The 23,895-nt window shown below is 63.2% G+C and carries 20 protein-coding genes; 16 read left to right on the plus strand and 4 right to left on the minus strand.

Annotated features, from left to right (window positions below; all coding sequences use genetic code 11):
- Positions 1 to 95: 95 nt before the first annotated feature.
- Positions 96 to 1,577, minus strand: a complete 1,482-nt coding sequence (locus O1W68_RS03065; protein WP_269301406.1) for a hypothetical protein — start codon at positions 1,575 to 1,577, stop codon at positions 96 to 98.
- Between the two features lie 326 nt (positions 1,578 to 1,903).
- On the opposite strand from O1W68_RS03065, the gene O1W68_RS03070 reads away from it, so the two are divergent.
- The 12 genes from O1W68_RS03070 (at position 1,904) to O1W68_RS03125 (ending at position 16,236) form a co-directional block, all read left to right on the plus strand.
- Positions 1,904 to 2,161, plus strand: coding sequence for an acyl carrier protein (locus O1W68_RS03070; protein ID WP_269301407.1), 258 nt, complete (start codon positions 1,904 to 1,906; stop codon positions 2,159 to 2,161).
- 5 nt (positions 2,162 to 2,166) lie between these two features.
- The gene (locus O1W68_RS03075; protein ID WP_269301408.1) at positions 2,167 to 3,324 is read left to right on the plus strand and encodes an acyl-CoA dehydrogenase family protein; all 1,158 of its coding nucleotides are present in this window, start codon (positions 2,167 to 2,169) and stop codon (positions 3,322 to 3,324) included.
- Entirely contained in the window at positions 3,325 to 4,266 is a 942-nt protein-coding gene (locus O1W68_RS03080; RefSeq protein ID WP_269301409.1) for an amino acid--[acyl-carrier-protein] ligase, read from the plus strand.
- 33 nt (positions 4,267 to 4,299) lie between these two features.
- Positions 4,300 to 6,096, plus strand: a complete 1,797-nt coding sequence (locus O1W68_RS03085) for an alpha/beta fold hydrolase (RefSeq protein ID WP_269301410.1) — start codon at positions 4,300 to 4,302, stop codon at positions 6,094 to 6,096.
- Positions 6,093 to 7,757, plus strand: a complete 1,665-nt coding sequence (locus O1W68_RS03090) for a lipopolysaccharide biosynthesis protein (protein ID WP_269301411.1) — start codon at positions 6,093 to 6,095, stop codon at positions 7,755 to 7,757. The genes O1W68_RS03085 and O1W68_RS03090 overlap by 4 nt, the downstream gene beginning before the upstream one ends.
- Positions 7,754 to 9,055 carry a hypothetical protein gene (locus O1W68_RS03095; protein WP_269301412.1) on the plus strand — a complete coding sequence of 434 codons (1,302 nt, stop codon included), beginning with the start codon at positions 7,754 to 7,756 and terminating at the stop codon, positions 9,053 to 9,055. The genes O1W68_RS03090 and O1W68_RS03095 overlap by 4 nt, the downstream gene beginning before the upstream one ends.
- Positions 9,056 to 9,060: 5 nt before the next feature.
- Positions 9,061 to 9,777 (plus strand): hypothetical protein, encoded by a 717-nt coding sequence (locus O1W68_RS03100; RefSeq protein ID WP_269301413.1) that lies wholly within the window; start codon positions 9,061 to 9,063, stop codon positions 9,775 to 9,777.
- The gene (locus tag O1W68_RS03105; protein ID WP_269301414.1) at positions 9,774 to 10,700 is read left to right on the plus strand and encodes a glycoside hydrolase family 16 protein; all 927 of its coding nucleotides are present in this window, start codon (positions 9,774 to 9,776) and stop codon (positions 10,698 to 10,700) included. The genes O1W68_RS03100 and O1W68_RS03105 overlap by 4 nt, the downstream gene beginning before the upstream one ends.
- Before the next feature lie 43 nt (positions 10,701 to 10,743).
- Positions 10,744 to 12,039, plus strand: a complete 1,296-nt coding sequence (locus O1W68_RS03110) for a glycosyltransferase family 2 protein (RefSeq protein ID WP_269301415.1) — start codon at positions 10,744 to 10,746, stop codon at positions 12,037 to 12,039.
- The gene (locus O1W68_RS03115; protein ID WP_269301416.1) at positions 12,020 to 14,194 is read left to right on the plus strand and encodes a hypothetical protein; all 2,175 of its coding nucleotides are present in this window, start codon (positions 12,020 to 12,022) and stop codon (positions 14,192 to 14,194) included. The genes O1W68_RS03110 and O1W68_RS03115 overlap by 20 nt, the downstream gene beginning before the upstream one ends.
- 225 nt (positions 14,195 to 14,419) lie before the next feature.
- Complete coding sequence (locus O1W68_RS03120) at positions 14,420 to 15,274, plus strand: glycosyltransferase family 2 protein (protein WP_331283570.1); 855 nt, start codon at positions 14,420 to 14,422, stop codon at positions 15,272 to 15,274.
- Entirely contained in the window at positions 15,271 to 16,236 is a 966-nt protein-coding gene (locus tag O1W68_RS03125) for a glycosyltransferase family 2 protein (RefSeq protein ID WP_269301418.1), read from the plus strand. The genes O1W68_RS03120 and O1W68_RS03125 overlap by 4 nt, the downstream gene beginning before the upstream one ends.
- On the opposite strand, the gene O1W68_RS03130 is transcribed toward O1W68_RS03125, so the two are convergent.
- Positions 16,233 to 18,647, minus strand: coding sequence for a glycosyl hydrolase 2 galactose-binding domain-containing protein (locus O1W68_RS03130; RefSeq protein WP_269301419.1), 2,415 nt, complete (start codon positions 18,645 to 18,647; stop codon positions 16,233 to 16,235). The two genes, O1W68_RS03125 and O1W68_RS03130, sit on opposite strands and share 4 nt — an antisense overlap.
- Positions 18,648 to 18,662: 15 nt before the next feature.
- Positions 18,663 to 19,616, minus strand: a complete 954-nt coding sequence (locus tag O1W68_RS03135) for a DUF1839 family protein (protein ID WP_442972278.1) — start codon at positions 19,614 to 19,616, stop codon at positions 18,663 to 18,665.
- 427 nt (positions 19,617 to 20,043) lie between these two features.
- Here O1W68_RS03135 and O1W68_RS03140 point away from each other — a divergent pair, with 427 nt between their 5' ends.
- Positions 20,044 to 20,994, plus strand: a complete 951-nt coding sequence (locus O1W68_RS03140; protein ID WP_269301421.1) for an endonuclease/exonuclease/phosphatase family protein — start codon at positions 20,044 to 20,046, stop codon at positions 20,992 to 20,994.
- On the opposite strand, the gene O1W68_RS03145 is transcribed toward O1W68_RS03140, so the two are convergent.
- On the minus strand, positions 20,991 to 22,367 hold the full coding sequence (locus tag O1W68_RS03145) for an Hsp70 family protein (protein ID WP_269301422.1): 1,377 nt from the start codon (positions 22,365 to 22,367) through the stop codon (positions 20,991 to 20,993). The two genes, O1W68_RS03140 and O1W68_RS03145, sit on opposite strands and share 4 nt — an antisense overlap.
- 148 nt (positions 22,368 to 22,515) lie before the next feature.
- Here O1W68_RS03145 and O1W68_RS03150 point away from each other — a divergent pair, with 148 nt between their 5' ends.
- The 3 genes from O1W68_RS03150 (at position 22,516) to O1W68_RS03160 (ending at position 23,879) form a co-directional block, all read left to right on the plus strand.
- The gene (locus O1W68_RS03150; RefSeq protein WP_269301423.1) at positions 22,516 to 23,019 is read left to right on the plus strand and encodes an arsenate reductase/protein-tyrosine-phosphatase family protein; all 504 of its coding nucleotides are present in this window, start codon (positions 22,516 to 22,518) and stop codon (positions 23,017 to 23,019) included.
- A 126-nt stretch (positions 23,020 to 23,145) separates the two neighbouring features.
- The gene (locus O1W68_RS03155) at positions 23,146 to 23,367 is read left to right on the plus strand and encodes a hypothetical protein (protein WP_269301424.1); all 222 of its coding nucleotides are present in this window, start codon (positions 23,146 to 23,148) and stop codon (positions 23,365 to 23,367) included.
- Positions 23,368 to 23,453: 86 nt separating this feature from the next.
- Positions 23,454 to 23,879: a hypothetical protein gene (locus O1W68_RS03160; RefSeq protein ID WP_269301425.1), complete on the plus strand. Its 426-nt coding sequence runs from the start codon at positions 23,454 to 23,456 to the stop codon at positions 23,877 to 23,879.
- The last annotated feature ends 16 nt before the right edge of the window (positions 23,880 to 23,895 follow it).

Genomic DNA, 23,895 nt, shown 5'->3' on the forward strand with positions numbered 1-23,895 from the left:
GCTTCGCGATAGACGGTCGGACTCCGATACTCGCCCGAGGAGCCACGCTACCGGGTGTGTGTCCGAAGTGCGGCGCTACCCCGTCAGCGCTGAGGTCAGTTCACATCCGAGCCGTCTTCGACCACGTAACCATCGTCGTAGTAGAAACCGTCCTCGGTGTATTCGATACTGCCGGTATCCGGATCGACGCCTGGTTCGACAGGATCGAAGGTGTCCAGCGCCTCTGGCGAAGGCTCCGGCTCGGGCGTCGGGATCGGTTCCGGCAGCGCGGGCATACTCTCCGCGAGAGAGGAATTTCCGGCGGGAATCGAACCGGGATCGATTCCGATCCCGGGAGGAGGCGGTGTATTGCCTCGTACCGCGACGATTGCCCAGACCAGCAGAACAACCGCGGCTACTGCCCCCAACCAGGAGGCGTCCCTTATCGACCACTGAATGCGACGGGGAGTCCGTGGCGCGGAAACCGATGCCGGTGGGGTCTCGTTCGACCCATCCCAGCGGGGGGTCGCAACAGGGGCCGTCTCCCCAGGTGCCATCCATTCGGGGGGCTTGTCCACAGGTGCCGCCACTACCGGGGCGAGCGCCACCGGAACTGTCCGTATCGGCGCTGTCTCCATGGCCGCCAGTGCCGTTTCCGCATCTGGAGTCGGCAACTGCGTCGAGGGTTCCGCCACGGCGGGCTCAGAATCAGCGGTGGGCTCAGGAACCACGGTGGGCTCGGGAACCACGGCTGGAGGTGTGCTCGCGTCGTGCTCCTCCAGCAGCGTCGCGAGAGTCATCGTGGGAGCGCTCGGTGCGCCTTCGAGCGCTGCACCTTCCGCTATGACCGACATCGGAGAATCCGGAACGATGAGGTCGACGACCCATTCGTGTTCGACGAGTGACTGCACGATCGGCATGTGCGAACCGCCACCGATGAGCAACACCGCATCCGGAGGCGACGGGGCCGCCCACGCGAGCGTCTGAAGGATCAGCGGGGCTGCGACGTCGTCGAATTCGTTGCGAGTGATCAGCACCGGCCCGTTGTTCGGAGCGCGGACACCCGCAGCCGTGCTGAGCATCTCTTTGAGGTCGCGGAAGAACACGCGGTATTCGCGTTCACCTTCCGGGCCGTCTGCGGGGGGAAGGATCTTCTTGGACATGACGATTTTCTCGACTACCCGGTCGAGTGCGTCACCCGAAAGGATCGGAGTGCGTCGAGTTCGGGTGACGTCGCCTGCCGCTACGTCCAACGTGAGCGCGGTCGTACCGCTCGTTCCGAGATCGAGCACCAGCAATGCACGGGCAGCCGCGAGCTTTCCGATCGAGCGCGCGTAGGCCAGCACCGCCGAACCCTCGTCGACCATGCGAATGGTGGAGGTTTCACTACTGTCGAGCGAGTCAAGGAGCGAGGCCACTACGTCCGAATCGCGCCCGGTGAGTACGACGTCGTCGAACGGTCCGCAGTCGGCAAGCTTGCCGTTCAGGAGCCAATGGGCCCCCTCGGCGTCTATCGAATCCTCGATGCGGCGCCCGTCTCTGAGGTAAGAGATGCGGACGACACTCGGCTCCACGGCTACGCCGCAGGCTCCACTCACCGGCACTGAGTTCCTTCATTGATTGGCCCGACGAAGCCCTCACTGTACTTCTTCACCCCGCCCACCTCGAGCGCATACGGGCGGGGCAAGGCCCCACGCAGCCGTGATGCTCATCTCGATTGAAATCCGAATCCCCGGGAACCCGCTGGTAGGAAACCGATCCGAGAGCAGCCGATCGATTCAAGCCAACGCTCCAAAACAATCTACTATATTGTTTGGGAAGGTCTGGGGAGACAGCTGGGTTGCAACCGTACGCGTGTTGCAAACCCGCAGTCAGTACGAGGCCATCCGGTCTCGGCAAGTCACGAGATTCAGTGGAGGTTCGTATGGAGACACTCAGTGCTGCAGATGTGGCCAGGATTCGAGAAGTTCTGGACAAATTCGGAAAGCTTCCACTTCAGGCTTCGAACATCGAGGGCTCGGCCGATCTCTACGACAGTGGCCTCACCTCGCATGCCAGCGTCAACGTCATGATCGCTCTCGAAGACGAGTTCGATATCGAATTCCCGGATGCCATGCTGCAGAAGGCCACGTTCGCCAGCATCGAATCCATCGCCACAGCCGTCGCACAGCTCACGGACTGAGGGCAATGACCACCGTTCACCGGGACGCCGTCGACATCTCGGCCATGTCCGAGGTACTGGCCACGGTGCGTTCTTTCGCCGACGAAGTCGATCGAGATGCCCGATTCCCGACCGAGTCCATGGAGGCGATTCGCCGAGCCGGTCTCCTCGAGGCAGGCATTCCCGTGCACTTCGGTGGCGGCGGTCTTTCCCTTACCCAGCTCGCGCATATCGCACGAGCACTGGGTGCAGAATGCGCCTCTTCGGCAATGATCTTCGTGATGCATCAGTCACAGGTCCTGAGCATCGTCCGGCACGGGAAGTCCGACGCGATGGAATCGCTGCTGCGTCGGCTCGTTGTCGAACGTCCCCTGGTGGCCTCGGCGACGACCGAGATCAACATCGGCGGCGACGTCCGAACCAGCGGGTGCGCGGTCGAGTACGACGGCGATCGGATCAGGTTGTCGAAAACCGCGCCGGTGATCTCCTATGGCGAATACGCACAGTTCGTCCTCGCGACGGCTCGCCGCTCGGTGAACAGCCCTCCGAGCGATCAGGTGTTGGTCGTCTGCGAGAAGCCGGACGTCGTGCTCGAACGCACCGGCGACTGGGACACCCTCGGGTTCCGTGGAACGTGCAGCCCCGGATTCCAACTCGAGGCAACTGCCACGACGTCGAGCATTCTGGGTGACAGCTACGGCGATATCTCCGCGCAGACGATGCTGCCTGCCGCGCATGTGCTCTGGAGTGCCGCGTGGCTGGGCATCGCTGATGCGGCAGTCGCGAAGGCGCGCAAGTCCGTTCGCAAAGCCGCCAGTCGCACGCCGGGGGTCACCCCGCCGAGCGCACTTCGGCTCGCCGAGCTGTATGTCGTGCACGAGCAACTCGTGGACGCGGTGTTCGGCGCGGCAGCAAAGTACGAAGCCATCGCGGACTCACCCGGAGATCTCAGCGCCATCGGATTCGCGGTGCGGATCAACAACCTCAAGGTGACGGCCTCGTCACTCGTCATCGACATCGTCGGAAAAGCGTTGCAGATCTGCGGCATTTCCGGCTACCGACAGGACTCCGACATGAGCATCGGTCGTCACCTGCGGGACGCGCACGGCTCCGCCATCATGGTCAGCAACGAACGCATTCTCGGGCACAACTCCCAACTTGCGCTCGTCTACAAAGGTAACTGAATGACTGCAGACGCGAACCCCACCGAGATTTCCGAACTCGATTCGGCGCGAGCACGATTCCGCGAGGAACTCGTTGCCGCCGAACTCCTCGTACCCAGCTCGGTGGAGGGTCTTTACGGCCGCTCGGGCGAGTTCGAGGACATCATCGACAGAATCGACGAGGTCGTCAATGCTGCGGGACGGTCCGAGCACGGATTTTCGGCTCCACGATTCCGCTTCCCACCGGTTTTTCCGCGGGAAGCATTCGAGCGCACCGACTACATTGCCTCGTTTCCCAACCTGACCGGCGCCATCAACACCTTCGACGGTGACAACAAGGCCCATGCCTCGCTGCTCGCGGACCGCGCCGAAGGCAAGGACTGGGATCATCACCTCGAGTCAGCAGGCACCATGCTCGTTTCGGCCGCATGCCACCCGTCGTACTCGATGATGACGGGCGTACTTCCGGAAGACGGCCGGTTGCTCGATATCTACGGCTACTGCTTCCGGCACGAGCCTGCGGTGGATCCCGCACGGATGCAAGCATTTCGGATGCACGAGTACGTTCGTGTCGGCACCCCGGACGAGGCCATCGCACACCGCGAACGCTGGGTGGTGCGAGGCATGGAGGTGCTTGCCGATCTCGGCCTCGAAGCCGAAGCCGTCATCGCCAACGACCCGTTCTTCGGACGCGCAGGCCGCATGCTGGCCGCGAACCAGCGCAACGAGAATCTCAAGACCGAACTGGTCGTCAAACTCTACGGAGACCTCGACGACGGCACTGCTGTGGTCTCGTGCAATTGCCATCGTGATCACTTCGGTCACACGTTCAGAATTTCCACGGTCGACGGCGAACCCGCACACAGCGCGTGCGTCGGCTTCGGTATGGAGCGCATCGCACTGGCGATGTTGCGCACCCACGGCCTCGACAGCCGAAAGTGGCCCGCTTCCATTTCCCGCTGAGCGAACGACAACTTACAACGAGGGGATCGTCCTGTGAGCACCCGAAGTACGGCAGAGCGGAACACGGACACCTCTCATGTCGACGTGAATCCGCAAACCGCCAGCGGAAAGTACTCGACCTGGTTCGGCCCCGAATCGGAAAGCTTGTTCGGAACGGTGCATGTACCCGAGGGTGGGCGTGCACGGGGCGGTGTAATCCTTTGTCCGCCATTGGGTAAGGAGCAAGTCGACTCCTACCGCGGCTTGACGTTGCTTGCTCAGAAGCTGTGCGATTCGGGGCTGCTCGTACTTCGATTCGACTACTTCGGCACCGGCGATTCCGCCGGCGATCAGGATTCGGAACACATCGTCTCGCAGTGGATCCGCAGCATCGTCACTGCCGCCGGGTTCGTGCGCTCGAGCGGGGTCGACGCGGTGGCGCTCGTCGGATTGCGCGCGGGCGCACTACTGGGTGCTGCGGCGGTCTCGCAGCTCGGCCCCCTGACCGCAGCTGCCCTGTGGGACCCGGTCGTTCGTGGTCGGTCCTACTTACGCGAGCAGCGTGCCCTGTATTCGGTCGGTGTCACGCAGGACTCCGGGGAGGACGCTCGGGTGTCGATCATCGGTGCCGTGTTGCACCCGAATGTGGTCTCGGACCTCGCGGCTCTCGATATCTCCACGCTCGAACCGATCGACTGCCCTGTCCTTGTCGCCACCCGCCCGGAACGCGCTGACGTCAAGCCCATCCGGACCCTGGTCCAGAAGCAGAACGCCGAAGAGCACACGCTGTCCGATCACGAACTGTTTCTCGAACCTTCGGATTTCGAGGTGGTCATGCCCACCTCGGACATCACCTATCTGGCTCGGTGGCTCTCGGACCGTTTCGACGGCAGTGATGCACCGGTATCCATGCCACTGCGTGATCACGCCGAGTTCGGCAACGGTGAACGTACCGTGGTCGAGTCGACACAATCCCTCGGACCGAACGCCCTGTTCGCCATCAGGACCACCTCACCGTCGTGCGCGATGGGCGGACCGACCCTCGTTCTCTACCCGACCGCGAACGAACACCGAGTCGGACCTGTTCGCCTGTGGGTCGAGTTAGCCCGATACCTTGCGGCCGAGGGTGTTTCGGTTCTTCGATTCGATCGCCGCGGCACCGGCGAAAGCGGGCCGGTGTCGGACAACGAAATCACCGAGCTCTACAGCGAAGAGGGCAACGAGGATGCACTGACGGCAGTGCAGCAAGCAGGCGCCGGACCGCGCGACGTCATGGTGTCCGGGATGTGCTCGGGTTCTTGGTACTCCAGCTATGCGGCAAGCGAACTCGGCGTGAATTCCGCAGTCCTGTTGAACACCCTCGACTGGACCATCAAACGACTCGAGTTCGTCAAACGTTCCTCGATGGTGCATGAGGACAAGGGCTTTGTCGCGTCCGCATTGGATCGCCTGCACCATGTGGGCGTGCGGGTGAAGAACGGCCTGCAGCCTACGATGCCGTATCGCGTGTGGCTGTGGCTCGGTTCACGCGGTCTCATCCAGGTGCCGGAGATTTCTCTACGCAGGTTGGAGTCGGAGAACGTACGAACCACTGTCCTTCTCTCTCCGAAGGACAGTGCATGGTTCGTGGACAATCGCGGCCCGGAGGGAATGCGCCGGCTGCGTAAGCAATCCGACCCCCGATCCGGCTCGACGACGGTCAAGTCCTTCGAGGCCGGCGATCATTCGCTGTACAGCCGCGATTTGCGGGAGACGGTTCGCCGAGAACTCGTCGACGCGGTGAACGAGGCCTTCGACATGGAGATCGGCTTGCCTGCGCCCCCTGTACCTGTGCGGTGGCGGCCGCTGTGAAGCACCGCGCACCGAAGATCGCACCACCGCGACACCACAATCTCGAGCAGCTCGAGTGGTATCCACTCGAACCGGTTCGTTGGGACATGGGCCTCATGTCTCACACGATGCCCATCCAGAAGGTAAGCCCGGCCCAGATCCCCTATCGTGGCGAGACACCGGGCTCGGCCGTCCCGCAGGTACCCGACGAGACTTCGAACGGCAAAAGTTCCGACCGCAACCTGGCACTGAATTCTTTGGCGTTGATGCTGTCCACCGTCATCACCGGTGGCCTCGGGTTGCTGTTCTGGGCTGCAGCGGGCCGCTTGTACCCGGTGGCCGAAGTCGGCAGCGCCTCCGCGGTGATCACCTCCGCGGTGATGCTCTCGACCTTGTCCAACCTGAGCCTCGGGTCGATGTACGAGCGGTTTCTGCCCGATTCCGGTCGACTGGCAAGATCTTTCGTCGTGCGCGGTTACCTGACGATCACTGCGTTCGCGTTCATCCTCGGGTGCGTGTTCCTGCTCGTCGCGCCGGTCGACAAGATGTTCACCAGCACCGCCGAAATCGTCACTTTCCCACTGTTCGTTGCGGTACTCGCGGTGTTCGCGCTGCAAGATCAGACGTCGTCCGGGCTCGGAGTCGCACGCTGGGCAGCGGCCAAGAACGTCTTTCATGCCGTCGTGAAATTCGGTCTGCTTCTTGCGTTGTTCGCGACGGCTCGGAGCACGTCGATCATCGCGGCGTGGGCCATCCCCGCGGTCATCGCGTCCGTCGTCGTTCTTCGCCACATCCTGCGGGCCCTGCGAACCGAGCCGCGTTATCAGTTGGAACCCAATCTTCCGCCGCGCCGAGAGCTGTGGTCGTACTTCGGATCCGCCTACGGCATCACCGCACTCGGTTCACTGGCTCCGCTGCTGATCCCGATGATCGTCGTGGCCACGTTGGGCACCGAGAGCAACGCGTATTTCTCGTTGACCTGGTCGATAGTCAGTGCCTTGTACATCCTGATCAGTGTCCTCGTCGGTCCGTTCGTCGCCGAGGTCGCAGCACACCCGGATCAGTTCTCGCGATTGACCAAACGGTTCATGACGATGGTGGCCGTCGTGGCGCTGGGTGGTTCGTTCTTTCTCGCGTTCATTGCACCGTTCGGGTTGGGGATCGTGGGGGCGGAGTACCGCGAGAACGGCACGATCATCGTCCAACTTGCTGCGTTCACCATTCCGCTCTCGGTCGTGGGATCGCTCTACGACGGCCTTGCGCGTGTCCAACGAAAGATGCGGCTGGCTGTCGTGGTGCAGGTGATCGCGACGTCGATCATCATCATCGGTTCGCTGAGCTTGTCGTCCTCACTCGGCATCGCTGCTGTCGGCTGGGCATACCTGGCGGCCGAGGGGTTCGGCGCACTCGTGTTGATCGTGCCGCTGATTCGATGGATCAGGCTGTTGGCGCATCGTGACGGTCCGCCTCCCCCGGAAGATCCTCTTCCTCCAGCCCCGCCCGGGCCACGCCCGTATCCGACGGGCATGGCCGAACTGCCGCCGCAGTTCGCGAACGGTGATTACGCCCGCGAGTACAGCACCAGCGGTGCGCATCACATCGATTCCAGGCCTCGCATCTTCGACCCTGGCCGTATCCATGCCCCCTATCGTCGGCCTGCACCGGAGAGGGGCGCGCCGTGAGCCGAAATGCGATCACGTACAAGGCAACTGCCCTGGACATGTTGCGGTCGGATTCCCGACTGATCGGCGGGCTCGGGCCCGCAGATTTCGGTGGCATCGAACGTGTCCGAGCGCGGTTACGCAAGCTGGCCTCGGCGGGCCCTGCTGCCCGACTGGGCCTGCGGGTCACGCCGTCGACGCAGCAGTGGGCCTACGAACCCGACGCAGTTTGCGCCGAGGTGGAATCCGCACCGCCGATCACGGCGGCGGGTATCGCCGATGCCCTCGTCGAACTCTCGTCGACAGCGTCCGCCGACGTCCCTTTGCGAGGCCGCCTTGCCGGTGAGTACCTCCTGCTGGATCTCTCGCATGGATTGAGCGATGCGTTGCTTCCGGTGGAGCTCTACGCCTACCTGGCCGATCCTTCCGAGGATCCCCCGCTCCCCACCTGGGCGACGGCACCCGTTGTGAAAAGCCCTCTGCCACGGGCGTTCAGCAGCTGGGCTGTTCGCAATCCATGCAAGGTCGGTGCTGTTCTGTACGGACGGTTACGTTCCGTACGCCCTGATTCGACGTCGACCACTGCGACCACTGCGACCACTGCGACGACACTCGCGGCGACCACTGCGGTACCGAGACGCATCCCGTGGACACGATCACCCGCAGTGGCAACGGCGACGTCGCGGGCAGGCGCTCCGACGGCACTTCGCAGCTGGCGTGATCGCAACGCACCAGACTTGTCGGTGGCGTCGATGCTGTGCGGTGCTGTCGCGAATGCAATTGCTGCACATGGCATTTCTGTTGCACAGTCACTGACCTTCCTGTTCGATTGCAGGCGCTATCTTCCGACGAGCGATCTGGTGCTGGGGAACTTCGCCGTCGGAATCGACTTTCACGGCCTCGATCCTGCATCTCCACGTGCGGTCCACAGTGCCGTCGCCCACGCGATCGACAACGGACGTCCGCTCGCGGGAGGGGCATTGAGCGCACTGTCGTATCTGCGAACCAGATCGGTGTTACCTGCCACTGCGGTCGATACCGTTCCGGCGAACGCCGACGCACGGCTGACGTTCTCCGACCTCGGACGGATACGGCAGTTGGACGGGATCGCGTGGACCGCGGAACCTGACGGGAGCCAGTTCTATCCGCTCAGCGAACCTGCGCTCCCCGACTCCGTCGTTATCACTTCCATGCACGTCCGCGATACTTTCCAGGTGTCGGCGTCGTTCCACGGCAATGTCTTCGACGTCGAGACCGTCCAGTCTGCCTTGGACGTCGCATTGTCCGATCCCATCGCTATGCTCAGCGGCCAGGAGTGACCACCATGAGTACTCAGCTTCGACAAGCCCGCGCCGCGCTGCAGGGCAAGCCGACGACGGGTCCCGACGCATCGTTGTGGGCCAGGATCGGCTATTGGGCAGGCCTGGCGGTGCTGCAGATTCTTCTCGTCGAATTCGTCGTTGCCGCATCCTGGCGCGGGCTCTACAGCTACCGCACCAGCTTCGTCAGTGAACTCGGTGTCGCGTTCTGCGGGCCGACCGGCAATTGGCCGTGTAGCTCGCTGTATCCGTTGATGAACGTGTCCATCGCACTGTTCGGTCTCTCCCTCGTCGTCGCCGCGACGGCATGGATGGTCACCGGTGTCGTGGACGTTCGCGGCGGAATTCTCCTGTGCGTGGCCGGGTTCGGCGGCGTCCTTGCCGGGGTAGTGAACCAGGGCCTGAACTACGGCGTGCACTCGTTCGGCGCGACCGTGTTCTTCGTCGTGGGAAGCCTCGGGCTGATCGTCGCCGGTGGTCACCGCTCTCTCCGCCGCACGATCGGTATCACTGTGACGACTCTCGGCGGGATCGCACTCACCGCGACGTTGATGTACATCGGCGGTCACAGTGTCGGGATCGGGATCGGGGCCGTCGAGCGAATCGTCGTCTATTCCATCCTTGCCGGGACAGTGATTTTGGCGGTAGCTCATCGATCGACCGCTCGCCGCATGAAGATCGTGGCCTCCGCTACCACCTCGAATCCCCTCGGAGAACGATGACGCAACGTGTGGACCCGGAGACCATCGAGGTTTCCCGGCTCCCGTCACCGGGCTCGATTCCGCCGCCGAAGAGCAAGCTCTGGTCTCGTCTGCTGAGCGCTGCGGTAGTTGCGGCAACGGTGGCAGTGTCGGGCACGATCGCCTATCGCGAACTGTGGGCGCAGCCGAGCGAGGACAAGGAAGGTTCCACGGCGAGCGGAAACGGCAGCGAGTTCACCGTCTACGACCAGTTCGACGCCGCTCGCGGTAGCGCTCTCGACCCGAGCAAATGGAGTTACGACACCGGCCGAACCGGATGGGGAAACAACGAGAAACAGGACTACACCGACTCGACGGACAACTCGGCTCAGGACGGATCGGGAAACCTCGACATCTCCGCGTTGGACACCGCCGGCGGCTACACCTCGGCGCGGGTTACGACGAAGGACACATTCGAGTTCACCTACGGTCGCGTCGAAGCTCGCATCAAAATGCCTGCGGGCCAGGGACTGCATCCGGCGTTCTGGCTGCTGGGCACCGACATCGATTCCGTCGGATGGCCGATCGCGGGCGAAATCGACGTCATCGAGACACTCAATGCCGCCGACAACTACCACTCCGGCATCCATGCCCCGCAGGCCGACAGCCTGAACAGCCAGAAGTCGGGCACGTCGGGAATTCCGATCGAACCGCTGTCCGAGGATTTTCACACTTACTGGGTCGAACGGTCGCCGGGCAAAGTCGTCACGGGCATGGACGAGACCATTCTCTCCACGATCACACCCGCCGATCTGACCGGCGGTGACGAATACTGGGTATTCGACAAGCCGTTCTATCTCCTGTTCAACGTTGCGGTCGCAGGAGACTGGCCGGGACCGACCACTGCACAGACGAAGTTCCCCGCCACGATGTCCATCGACTGGGTTCGTTACCGAATCGACTGAAGCTCACCGGCACCACCATGGCTGTATCGAAAGGATCTACCCCGTGTTGAACCCCGCACTCGAAAGATTGCAGTCACCGGAATGGGACGGCGCACTCTGGATCGGCGACGTCGACATCGAGCACGAACTGCCCGAGTCGCTGTCCCTGTCCGATGCGGAGGGGTATTCACGTGCACGGCTTCTCGTTCGGCACGGCATGGACCCGATGGGCTTCGTCGAACTTCCGATCGTGGACGGCTGCGTCTGCGTCGACACTCTCATCGACCGCGTCCGCAAACTCGACGTCGTCGATCCCGGAGAACCTCCCACCGCCGAATCGCCTCTGCACCCGCTCGCGCCTGCTGTCTCCATCGTGATCTGCACGCGCGATCGGATCGATCATCTGCGTGGGGCGTTGGCCTCGGTGCTGGCGGTGGAATACCCGGACTTCGAGGTCGTCGTCGTCGACAATGCGTCGCCGACGAATGCCACCGTCGACTACGTTCGATCGCTGGCAGATCCACGGGTTCGTGTCGTGTCCGAGCCCATCGCAGGGTTGTCCCGTGCACGAAATACCGGTCTGCGTGCCGCTCGCCACTCCATCGTGGCGTTCACCGACGACGACGTGGCCGTCGACTCGTTGTGGCTTCGGAGCATTGCCCGCGGATTCCGACGCGGCGATCGGGTGACGTGCGTATCGGGGATCGTCCCGAGCGGGGAGATTCGAACTCACGCGCAGGCCTATTTCGATCGCCGTGTCGGCTGGGCCAGTTCGGTGACCCCTCGGATCTACGACCTCGCGCATCCGCCTGCGGACGTTCCGCTGTTCCCGTTCCAGGTAGGTATGTACGGCACGGGCGCGAATTTCGCCGTCTCCCGCGACCGCATGTTCGATCTCGGTGGATTCGACGAAGCATTGGGCGTCGGATCCCCGACCAACGGCGGTGAGGACCTCGACATGTTCTTCCGCGTGCTCATGGCAGGGGACCAATTGGTCTACGAGCCTGCGTCGATCGTGTGGCATCGTCATCGCGCGGATTCGGACGCGCTGGCGGTCCAAGCTCGCGGGTACGGACTCGGTTTGGGCGCATGGTTGATGACGGTGGCGACGGATCGACGGTCCGCAACTCTCGCGGCACGCGTCGCTGCGCGAAGGCTGGGCAGCGCCGTTCGCTTGTCGGTGAAGATGAGCAAAGTCGCTTCTCCCCCGGACGATCTCGCCGCGGATCTGCCCGACGGAATAGGCCGGATGGAGCTTCTGTCCATCGCGAAAGGCCCAGGTGCATTGCGTCGGAGTCGACGCGAAGGCCGGGTCCGTACACCGTTGTCGGAGGTGAGCCGTGTCCCTGTTCTCGACTGATGTCCGCGACGTCGCCCATCGAGTGTCGACGTCTCCGCGGCCCGGTATCCGGTTCGCCGACCTAGCAGTTCTTGCCGCCGCCGCGGCGTTGCTGGCGATGGTGCCGCTACCCTCCCCGATTCGTGCTGCACTTCTCGCGGTGACCGTGTTCACCGGGCCCGGATCGGCGATCCTGAGCTGGATCTACATTCCACCGCGGGCTCGACTTGCTGCCGTTCCCATCCTGAGTCTCGCGTCCTTCGTTCTCGTCACGTCGGCCGCTATGTGGGGTTACCAGTGGTCACCTCGTTGGATCACCACGATCGTGGCCTTGGCACAACTCGGATCCTCGGTGCTGTGGTATCGCAGACACAGTGAATGGCCGGATATGCAGGGGTGGCGAGAGTGGGCTCGGCAGAGTTTCTCGCGTCAGGCGATCCGCGGGCGCGCACAGAGTGCTGCCGAGATCGTGTGGGATCGAGAATTCCTCCGCCGCAACATCGCCGGCCTGTTACTTGCGCTGGCCGTCGTGCTGTGGCTGCCCGCTCTGCCGGGGCTCGAAAGCGCCGGCTATTCACAGTTCGGGCTTCTGTCTGCCGGCACCGGCCCCATCCTGGTCATCTGTATGGCCCTGGTGGTCGTCGCCTTTCTGACGGCGGTTCGCCGTCATCAGCTGCGTATCGCTGTCGCTGCGATCGGTGTGGCCATTCTCGTGCAGCGCGTGACGGTGACGCTCGTGACCGATACCCCGGTGTACGAGTGGACGTACAAGCACGTCGCAGTCACCGAATACATTCTGGCGTTCGGGGCGTTGCCGCCCAATGGAATCGACATCTACTCGCAGTGGCCGAGTTTCTTCGTGGTCACGGCGTGGTTCGCTCAGGTCAGCAACCTCGAAATCCTCTCCCTCGCACACGTCTTCGCACCGATGATTCACGTCCTCACTGCGGTGTTCGTCTATTCGCTCGCCCGGGTTCTGAAGCTCCGGCGACGCGTCGCGATCACCGCGGCGATGATCGCGGAATTGGTGAACTGGGTCGGCCAGGACTACTACGCCCCACAGGCACTCGGTTTCGTTCTGGCCGTGGGCTTTCTGGTACTACTGCTCGCTTCGACGCAACTGCGTGTTGCAGGCTTCCTTGCCATCATCCCGTTCGCGGCGTTGGTACCCACGCATCAACTGACCCCGTACTGGCTGTTCGCAGTCACCGGTGTCCTGCTCGTCACACGGCGGGCCAAGCCGTGGTGGCTCATGTTTCCGCTGGCCATCATCCTTCTGGGGTATCTCTATCCCCGGTTGTCCATCGTCGCCCCGTACGGGCTGCTGTCCGGTTTCGATCCGGTGGAGAACGCAGCGAGCAACGTTCAGGCGCCGGGAATCCTGGGCAAGCAGGTGACCTCCCTGGTCTGCCGGGCCTTGTCGGCGGGTGTATTCGCGCTGGCGATGGCATCGATCGTGTACGCCTGGCGAACCAAGAAGACGTTCTGGGCGCCGATGGTCATGGCTTTCGGCTCGATCGCACTGCTCGCCGGGCAGAGCTACGGCGGCGAAGCTATTTTCCGCGTCTACCTGTACGCCATTCCCGGCTGTGCGTTGCTCATCGCCCCGATGCTGCTCGCCGCCCTCGACATGGAACCGTCGGAGGCCCGTTCCACCCTGGGCAGAGTAGCCACCCGCGCCGCACTGGCAGCTGCGTTTCTGGGAACCGTCGGCGCAGCGACCTTCGGGTTGCAGGGTTACTTCGGCTTGTGGCCGTTGATCATCGAGAATCGTGCCCAGGTCGACCAAACGCGGGATCTGGTCGCGCAAGCGCCCGCGGGCTCGACGTTCACCCTGCTCTATCCCGCCGGCTACCCGATCAGGTCGACGGCAAAGTACGTCGAACAGGCCGAGGCGAACGAGTTGTTCGACGCGCCCCTGAACTATTACGGCCCCGAGTACATGCTCGAGTTCCCGACGGCCGAGCAACTCCAAGCCTTCGACTGGGATGCGTCACAGCGCGACACGCCGTCGTACGTGATTTTGACCCGTCAATCGCTCAAGTCGATGAAGTACTACGGGTTCATGCAGGAGGGTGCTGCGGAGACGTTCGAGCGTTGGTTGAGGTCGAATCCTGCCTGGTCGTTGCGGTCGCAGGACGCTGACACTCTCGTATTCGAGCGGCCAGTAGTTTAAACATTCAATTGGTATGAGCAACGTCTCACAAACAGCACCGCGGATTGTTTACGTGCAGCTTGACAATCACAAAGCATCTTTTAAGGTATATACAGGCTGAAAACAGGATGTCGCGTTCGAAATATCGAACACGCGCTCGTCCAGTCTGTGGGATCCGCCGGGGGTCGCGCCGCAGATGTTCCAAGCCTAAGTCGGTCATCGCACTAATACCTGTTTGGAATGGAAATGAACTCCATGAACCCGCGCATCAGCATCGTCATCCCCACTCTCAACGAGGCTGCCAATCTGCGGCATGTCCTGCCGCTACTTTCGCATGACTACGAACTCGTGTTGGTCGACGGCGGTTCCGTCGACGGGACCATCGATGCCGCTCGTGAGATTCGCGGAGACATCCGCATCATCAAGCAGACCCGCAAGGGCAAGGGCAATGCCCTAGCGTGCGGATTCGAAGCCGCAACCGGGGACATCATCGTGATGTTCGATGCCGACGGCTCTGCCAATGCAGACGAGATCCCACGCTTCGTCGACGCACTCCTCGCCGGGGCCGATTTCGCGAAGGGCAGCCGCTTCACCGCGGGCGGCGGAAGCCACGACATCACTCCCCTGCGTCGCGCCGGTAACGGTGGCCTCCACCTGGTCGCGAACACGCTCTTCGGCACCAAGTTCTCCGATTTGTGCTACGGCTACAACGCCTTCTGGCGTGATCTGGTGCCGGTGCTGGACCTTCCGGCACTCGAGCAGGAGCACGCCGAGGGCGAGATGCTCTGGGGTGATGGCTTCGAGATCGAGACCATCATCAATTGCCGTTTCGCCGAGGCCGACGTTCGTATCCAGGAAGTGCCGAGCATCGAGCTGGCTCGGATCTACGGCCAGTCCAACCTCCGCACGTTCTCCGATGGGTTCCGCGTACTCCGCACGCTGTTCACCGAACGCCTACGTGCACGCCGGCTTGCCAAGCAGTCCATCCCGCGTCCGGGCCGCAGCACCAACGATGCGCGTACCGACATGGATCTGGAGTTCGAGGCGTTCGAGGTCTTCGGAGAATTGAATTCGATTCCGCTACACAAGAAATCGGCGTGAGCGAGCTAACCTCGTCGGTCGTCGTCTGCGCCTACACGCTCGATCGCTGGGACGATCTCAGTGCGGCAGTCGATGCCGTGTTGGGTCAGTCCACGGCTGCGACGGAACTACTTGTCGTCATCGACCACAACGAGCAATTGTTCGAGCGTGCGCGAGCGGAGTTTCTGCCACGTAGTTCGGCCGTGAACGTTGTCGAGAACTCGCATCCACGTGGCTTGTCCGGGGCCCGCAATACCTCGTTGGACCTCGCCTCAGGTGACATCGTGGTGTTCCTCGACGACGACGCAGCACCACGCTCGACCGAGTGGATCGAGTCGATTTCCGCGCATTACGCGGACCCCACCGTCTACGCGGTGGGCGGGTCGGCGCACCCGGTCTGGCCCAGTTCACGCCCGGCTTTCCTGCCGACCGCGGTCGCGGGAGAACCGGGTGAACTGGATTGGATCGTGGGCTGTACCTATCGGGGCCAGCCCACGACTACCTCGACGGTTCGTAACCTCATGGGCGCCAATATGTCTTTCCGCCGCGCGCCGATCGTGGAGCTGGGCGGCTTCGTCTCCGGGATCGGCCGCATCGGGCGTATTCCGTTGGGCTGCGAAGAAACCGAGCTGTGCATCAGGCTCCGTCAGACTCACCCCGAAGCGCAGATCCTTTTCGACCCGTCGATCGCCGTCGACCACAACGTCAGCGCCGACCGGACGCGGCCTCGGTATCTTCTCTCGCGAAGCTATGCCGAGGGGGTCTCCAAAGCTGCCATCGCTCGGCTCATCGGCCCCGGGGACGCCTTGTCTTCCGAGCGGTCGTACACGGCCAAAATTTTGCCGCGTGCAGTCGGACGCGAAACCGCTGCGGCGGCACAGGGAAACCCCGCCCGCTTGTGGGGCGCCCTCGCTGTCGTCACCAGCCTCGGTGCAGCCGGATTCGGTTATGCACGTGGACGATTGAGCCGTATCTCCGGTTAGCGGATCTGCGCTCGCTTCACCGAATTGAGCGCGCGCACGTGCCCTGCCGGCTTCGGTCCCCTGCCGGTCAGGGTCACTGTTCGGCTCGCCCCTGCAGCGAGGTGAAACCACGAATCACTGGTGTCGAATCCGCCGACGTCGATGCATACGTACTGTGCAGCCGAGTCCGTCGACACGGTCAGCGACCACCGACCTGGCTCCACAGATTCGACCCGCGCGGACAGACCCACATCGTTCTGGCGGACTTGCGTATCACCGATGAGGTGAGTTGCCTCGGCGACTCGAACGCCGGCGAGGTCGTCCAGCTCCACCACGACCGAGGAGAACGTCTGGGTGCCGAATCGATACGCATAATTGACGTCGGCGAACGTCCCGATGACCCGGTCCAGTGCAAGCGTCGTCGAACTGTGTCCCGCGAGTTCGATCGACTGCTCATAGGGCTCGCCGATTCGGCCCGTCGCGCCGTGCAGTGACACGCGAAGAATTCCCAGCAGTGGTTCCGCCGTGTCGTCGACCATCTCGATGCTCAGACCGTCGAGACCGTCGTCGACGAGGAACACCCCGATCGGGCTACTGATACGCGCCAGGCTGTACCACGGCGCCTTCGGGTCTCCCGCGGAGTCGAGTAGTCCCCAACCAGCACCCGGAACCAGGTCGCGAAGCGTCAGCACCAATGCACCGCCGCACTCGGACTCGGTTCTGCGCCAATGCGAATAGGATTCGGTGACGGCTTCACACACTGCTGCTCGTCCGTAGTCGAGATAGAGTTCGGCGTCGGTTCGACGGACGAGGTGAGGATCGACCGCGAAAATGTTTCGAACGTAGTGATCTCGGACATCCTCGAAGTCCCAGGACGATCCGCGGTCGCGTGGCACCGCAGACTTCCACTCGGGATGATGACCGGCAACATTGGCGGAGCCGAACATTCGATCCACCGCTCGCCGCTCCGGCGGTATCGAGAACGCCAAGCATTCCGCCGCGAAACGTACACGCGCCGTGCGTACGTCGGCGATCGGTCGCAGATAACCTCCGACACCGAAGTAGTGCGCGATACCGTCACCGACATGGGTGTGCAGTTCACCGGACGTCGACGACGGACTGGAAGTGACATAGGCGGTGCCGGCGAGGCAGCTCTCGAGAATCTCGGGAATCACATTGTCCAGCAACGGCATCTGCTGATCGGCAGCGGCGATCCCCAGCATCGTGGGCTGTTGCTGCGTCTCACTGCCACCACTGACGACCGCCAGAGCCGGGTTACCTCCGATCATCGCGAACAGTGCTTCGAGTTCGCGTTCGACGACCTCGACGAATTCAGGGTCCTGCGGCGGATCAGTGGTGGCGAACATGACATCCTGCCACACCAAAATGCCCAATTCTCCACAGAGGGACCAGAATTGAGGTTGCTCGTACACCATCGTGCCGACAATGCGGATCATGTTCAGCCCCGCGTCGCGCATACGCAGCAACTCCGCGCGCATGACGTCTTCCTCGACCCACAGGCGTGTCGGATCGAGAGGAGTCCAACAACCGCCGCGAGCGAAGACCTGAACACCGTTGACGCTCAGCTCCACCGACCGTCCGTGCCGAAGCAACTCGGTTCGACGAAAGCCGACCATTGCACGGTGCACACGATCCTCGTCTACAGTCACCGACACGGGATACTGGACGGGCTCACCGTGCGTGTGCGGCCACCAGAGGCTGATATCCGGAATGGTCAAGGACACATCGAAATCCGCGGAATCGACGGCGTAGGAGAACCGCTGGTCGCCGATGTCGAGGGTTACGGTCGACACCGTCTCGTCGAGATCTGCGCGTACTCGCAGCACCCCGTTCTTCCCCTCGACCGTGGTGTGGAACCGACAGTGTCGCGCACGGGATCGTGGCCGTAGCGTCACCGGGCGCCACAAGCCGATCGGGGAAGGAACCGGTCCGTACACGGGGGCGCGGCCGAGCAGGGTGGTGCGTTCGTGCCGCAGGCCCTGCTTGTCCACCAGCGAGGATCGCCAGCGTCCTCGTGGCTTTCTACTGCCGAGGACGACGTCCATCGACTCGACACGTACCGCGATATCGAGGACCGGGGAACCGGCCGGGATGTCGAGGGTAGTCGGTACGAACATGGATCGAACCTGAGCAGCCTCCGCGCCGTCGACCCAGATCTTTGCCCTCGTCGCGATGCCCTCGAACGTCAGCGTCGTGGCGATACCGCTGGGCACGGACACCGAGGTGGTGAACCACCAGTCGAACGCGTCGAGATCCGGCTGGTCCACAACCGAGGCAACGGTGCCAGGCACGAGGGCAACAGTACGTTCGGCGTCCTCTGCGAGCTCACCAGGATGCAGACACGATCCTGGTTCGGTCGCAGTCAGGTGCCACTCGGCGCCGTCCAGAAAGTCCTCGAGATCTCTGCTCACCCAGTTATCTTCCACTCACAGAGCGAGCGAGAGAACATCCATCGCCGCACTCCAACTCGCGGTCATCTCCGCGAGTGGCTCTTCGAGTGACACCGCACGCCCGCGCGCGGCGCGGGCCATCCGGAACTGAACAGCTTTTGCTCCCTGAGCCACCTGCAGAAAATGAGGTACGGCCGCGCCGATACCGTCCACACCACGAGCCTGGAGGTACCCGCAGAGATCTGCGGCGAGTTCAGCGCTCGCCCCGCACTGGCGAAGCAAACCGAACGACCACAGATGGAAGGCGTCGGGGCCGGATCGCTGCACCAGTGGGATATCAGCGATGACGCGTCGAGCAAGCGCGTCGACGGGGTTGCTCGACGGCCTCCGCGCGAAGTGCGCACGCGCGAGGTCGAGATCGCGGTCACCTACACCGCTCGCAATGGTGTTGCGGCCGAGTCCGATCTGCTCGACGTACGGAAGCAGGACCTCGGGATGCGGAGTGGGGGCGAGATTGAAGACGCCGTCGAAATCTGCGCCCGAAAGCTCGAAGTAACCGCGGTTGTGGAAGTAGCCGAGCACCTTCTCGGTTTCGTCCAGCGAGTTCGGAACGATGGTGGTCTTGGTGTGGTTGTTGCGGTAGCTGGTGCCCGAGGTGTCGGGCAACCAGAAGCCGTCGACCTCCACGGTGACGAGTACACCGTCCTCGAGCCCTTCGCGGATGTGATCGAGGACCGGACGCCACACGTTCATCTCGTGCACGTCGACGCCGTAGAGCATGCGGAGGTCCTCGGACTGCATCTTGACGAAGTCCCACTGCCGACCGTCGCAGCCGGCGCTCAACACGAATGCCAACGCGGGGATCGGATCGGCGCCCAGCGAATGCAGGAGTTCGATCCACAGATCGACATAGCAGTTGGTTTCGGTCCATACCCGGTCGTGGGAGTGGATGGAATGCGTCTCGTACGTCGAGGGGTTCAGGCTCAGCAGGCGTAGTTCGGTGGATGACCGGTGACCTGTTTCGGAAGTGCCGGCGCCCTCCGACGCGACCGCGTCGGCGTACCTGGAGATGACCGAACTGTCTGATGTCACTGTTGCCCCCTGCCGAATGCCCGGATTGCCTGGATTGAGGGCTCAATAGTAAACGGTCGGTCTGTTTAGCGTCCAATTAAAGACTGTATAATTATTTGAGGCGCTGAATCTGGCGTTCGGCCTGACCGATGAGACGTGACACGACGGGCCGTCGGAAACGGTTGCAATCACACATCGAGCAGTCGCTTCCCTTGCGGTAATGCTGATGCGCAGTCCGCTGATGACTACACTTGCATACCGCGTCTGAGCTGGCCATAAGCGTGAGTGTAGTCAACATTTCAGTCAACTATTGCCGCGTGCGGCTCATACGACCGGAGGCGCCACAGTGCGACGCGTTCTACGTGGGTCGGCACTTGTCATTGCATGGGCAATCCTGGCGTGCAGCGTCGCGTTGCTGACCGTTCGCCAGCTGGGAGTGACGCAGATCACGCTGGTGGCGCTCGTGGTCGGAGCCCCCTACCTCGCGGTCTTCGCCGCCGTGGCAGCGATCCTGTTCGCCGTGACGCACTCGCGCATCGGCCTGGTCACCGCAGTGACGCTGGTGATAATCCTCGTCGGCGTCCAGGTCCCCCGGTTCATCGCAGACACCGCGACCGCCACCGGGCAGGACATCACTGTCCTGACGGTCAATGTCGCGCACGGTGACGCTGATGCTGCAGCCATCGTCGACGAGGTCCGTACGAGCAATGCCGACCTTCTCTCAGTGCAAGAACTCACCCCCGCCGAGGTCGACGACCTCACCCGCGCCGGGATCGACGATCTGCTGCCGTACAGCTTCACCGCCGCTCTCCCCGTCTCGGACGGCACCGGCATGTGGAGCAGGACTCCTCTCACCGACGGCACAAGACTGTCCGACTTCGGGTTCGTACCGGTCCAGGCGAACACCGTCATCGAGGGCGTCGCGCTGACCGTGGTGGCGTTTCACGCCATGTCGCCTGCCACACCTCGCGACACCGTGCAGTGGGCCGAGGACCTCGACCGCATGCGCGCCTTGATGGAGTCCTACCCGGGGACGGTGCTGGTGGCCGGGGACTTCAACGCCACGGGCGACCACCGACAGTTCCGCGATCTGGCGAGCGCAGGCTTCGCCGACGCCGCCGAACGGGCGGGTTCCGGATTGTTCCGGACCTTCCCGTCGGACCGTCCGCTGGCACAGCTCGACCACGTGGTGACGAGCGATACGGTCGATGCGCTCGAGGTGCACCCCGTACCGATCCCCGATTCCGACCACCTCGCGGTGTCCGCGCGACTTCGACTGCCAGGGCGCGTGAACTAGAACCGCGGCAGCTCGAACACCGGCGGCGGGGGTAGTTGAAACTGTGGAAGCTTCAAGTCCGGCAGACCCGGGATCAGAGGCGGAGGTTCGGGTGCCGGCTCCGGAGCCGGAGCCGGAGCGGGCGTGGGGTCTTCGTACTGCGGTGCCTCGTAGGTCTCGACCGTTTCCGGCGCCGGAATCACCGGCTGGGGTGTCGGCCGGGGCACCGTGGTTGTGGACGGCGCGGGGCGTGTCGTCGACGGCAGGGTCGTCGTAGGTTCGACGTTGTCCGCGGGCGCACTCGTCGAGTTGTCGGAATTGCCGTACCCGAGAGTGAGACCCAGTGCGGCAATGACTGCCAACCCTCCCGCAACGAGCGCTGCGCCACGAACCTTTCGGGTGGACGTCGCAGGTCTGTCGACGGGCTCCGGGCTCAGCCATTCGGGGGCACCGGTGAGCGCCAAAGACGACGCGGCCTCGGTGGCCAGGTCCTCCACCGGCGTCGCGAGCAGGGCGGCGCCCTTGGCTGCGACCGACTCGGGATCACGAGGCGTCACTACCGGCAGTCCGGTCCACGATCTGATGATGGTCTCGACCAACGGAATGCGAGCGCCACCGCCGATCAGGAACACGGCATCGACGTACTGCGGTGACCGAGTGAGCACGTCCCGAAGCAACCGTGCCGAGTACTCGATGGGAACCGTGACGAGCGCCTCGAACGCTTCTCGGGAGATGAGGATGACGCCGCTGTCCCCGGGGAGGCAGACTGCGCCGTTGGCAGACAGTTGTTCTTTCGCGATACGGCACCGGCTGGTGAACTCCGCGATACCGAGTGCGGGAGGTGGCTCCGCCCCGCGCCTGGAGAGTTGGTTGTCGCAGATGAGCCGATCGAAGTCGTCACCGCTGATGTCGGTAGTTCGTTCGGCCAGCAGAACTTCACCGCTCGCGCGATCGATAACGCTGATGGTCAGACCCGAGCTTCCCAGGTCGTACAGCCCGATCGTGCCGAAGTTGGCCAGCTCCCCTGACGCTTCCAGATAGGCCAGAGCTGCCCTGGCCTCGGGGACCAGTCGGTAGTTGTAGAGACGCTGATTCGCCATCGCCTGCTGAATCTCACCGAACTGCTGCTGGTCGCGGTAGGCGACGCCGGTCGCCTCGACTTCAGGGCATCCGTTGCGCTGCGAGAGGACCACACCGATCGACTCGGCGGCTACATCTTCCGCACGGTCCTGCCAGTAAGCATCGACCGTGTCACTGTAGAAATCGAGTCCTTGTCTGCCAGTCTGTCTGCCAGTCTGTCTGCCAGTCTGCCTGCCGGCCGAGTACGGCCGCAGGTCGGGACGAGCCATCCGGACGGCACTCGACCCCACCGAAACACCGAGAACCTCAGTCATGACCTGCCTCACTTGGATGCGCACGTATCGAGCGCACGCCACTGGGACTCGCCGCAGAAAGAGATATAACGATCCACTCCCGGTGCCCCCACTCGGCAATACTGTAGCGCGGCCGTTGCTCGATGGCGATCGCCGTAACGTAGACCGCGTGCATATCCTCTTCGTTTGTACAGGCAACATCTGCCGCTCCCCCACCGCCGAACGTCTGGCCGTGGCGTATGCCACCGAAAGGGGGTTGACGTTGACCGCCTCCAGTGCCGGCACCCATGGGCTGACCGGTCACCCGATGGACCAGTCCGCGGCCACCGTGCTGCGTCAACTGGGCGGGGACGAGGAGGGCTTCGTTGCGCGACGCATCTCGCCTCGAATAGCGGAGGAAGCGGACCTCATCCTCACCATGACAAGCCGCCACCGCGACGCCGTGCTGGCCATCGCGCCTCGTAGGTTGCGCCGGACTTTCACGTTGCTCGAGGCTGCAGAACTGGCGCGATCTTCCGAAGCCACCTCGCTCGACCAGATCGCCGACGCCCGTGCGAAACACTCGGTACCGACCTTGGACATCGAGGATCCGTACAAGCGGGCGCACGAAATGTACGAAGAAATCGGACAACAGATAGCCGATACTCTGCCCGAAATACTTCGGTTGGTATGACTCGCGGTCCGTTTGAATCCCACTCGAAGGGCCTACTTGACCACTGGATACGCATTACCGGTCAAACGTACGGTCCGGTATTTTTCCAGTAGGAAATTCTCCATCGCATGATGCAAGATGTGACACATGCCGATGTATCAGGTCAGAACCGAGGACGAAGTACTCGCCGAAGCCGAGCTTCCGACCGACAGCAAAGCGATGACGTGGGCGGTCCGCATGACGACCGTGCACCGCAAAACCCTCCGCGGGCGGCGATGGCAAGGTCACCGTCTCGTCGGCAGCGTCTGGGAGCACCGGTTCGGTGGAGGCCGCAGGACCGCAGCACGCGGCGATGCCACTGCCGGCTGAGCGCCGCTCACTCCTTCTGCGGTAGCGTTCGCAGGTCATTTCCGCGGTAACGTGGCCGGCGGGAATCGGAGTGAGGGTTGATCTACATGCGCGACAAAGTCATCGCGGTATCGGCGGTGGCAATCGCGGGTGTCGCAATAGCCGTCGGACTGACCATCGGAGCGGTGGGTGGAGCGTTCACCGATACGACCACCACGGTGCAACCCCCGGCCCTGCGATCGGATCTGAGCTCTGCTGCGCGCGCCGCCCCGCCCACCGGCATCACCGTCCCGCCGTCGCCGACGTGGGAGGTGGCGGTTCCCACGACGCCCAAGCCCACCACGACGCCCGAGCCCACCACGACCCTGAAGCCCACCACGACTCCCCCGGCAACCACGACTGCAGAGACGACGACGTCAGCCGCGGCCAAGGACAAGACGACTGGAGACAGGAAGACACCCGGGGTGAGCACCACCGAATCGCCGTCGACGAGGGCGACTCGCACGAAAGCCGAGACCACGCCGACGCGCTGAGGAGATCCGCCTTGGC

Source organism: Rhodococcus sp. H36-A4 (assembly GCF_027158005.1).
Lineage (GTDB): Bacteria > Actinomycetota > Actinomycetes > Mycobacteriales > Mycobacteriaceae > Rhodococcoides.

Bases quoted from the DNA above. Each gene is read 5' to 3' on its own strand.
- O1W68_RS03070 (WP_269301407.1), top strand. From the start codon at position 1,904: ATGGAGACACTCAGTGCTGCAGATGTGGCCAGGATTCGAGAAGTTCTG.
- O1W68_RS03075 (WP_269301408.1), top strand. From the start codon at position 2,167: ATGACCACCGTTCACCGGGACGCCGTCGACATCTCGGCCATGTCCGAG.
- O1W68_RS03080 (WP_269301409.1), top strand. From the start codon at position 3,325: ATGACTGCAGACGCGAACCCCACCGAGATTTCCGAACTCGATTCGGCG.
- O1W68_RS03100 (WP_269301413.1), top strand. From the start codon at position 9,061: ATGAGTACTCAGCTTCGACAAGCCCGCGCCGCGCTGCAGGGCAAGCCG.
- O1W68_RS03105 (WP_269301414.1), top strand. From the start codon at position 9,774: ATGACGCAACGTGTGGACCCGGAGACCATCGAGGTTTCCCGGCTCCCG.
- O1W68_RS03120 (WP_331283570.1), top strand. From the start codon at position 14,420: ATGAACTCCATGAACCCGCGCATCAGCATCGTCATCCCCACTCTCAAC.
- O1W68_RS03145 (WP_269301422.1), bottom strand. From the start codon at position 22,367: ATGACTGAGGTTCTCGGTGTTTCGGTGGGGTCGAGTGCCGTCCGGATG.
- O1W68_RS03155 (WP_269301424.1), top strand. From the start codon at position 23,146: ATGCCGATGTATCAGGTCAGAACCGAGGACGAAGTACTCGCCGAAGCC.
- O1W68_RS03160 (WP_269301425.1), top strand. From the start codon at position 23,454: ATGCGCGACAAAGTCATCGCGGTATCGGCGGTGGCAATCGCGGGTGTC.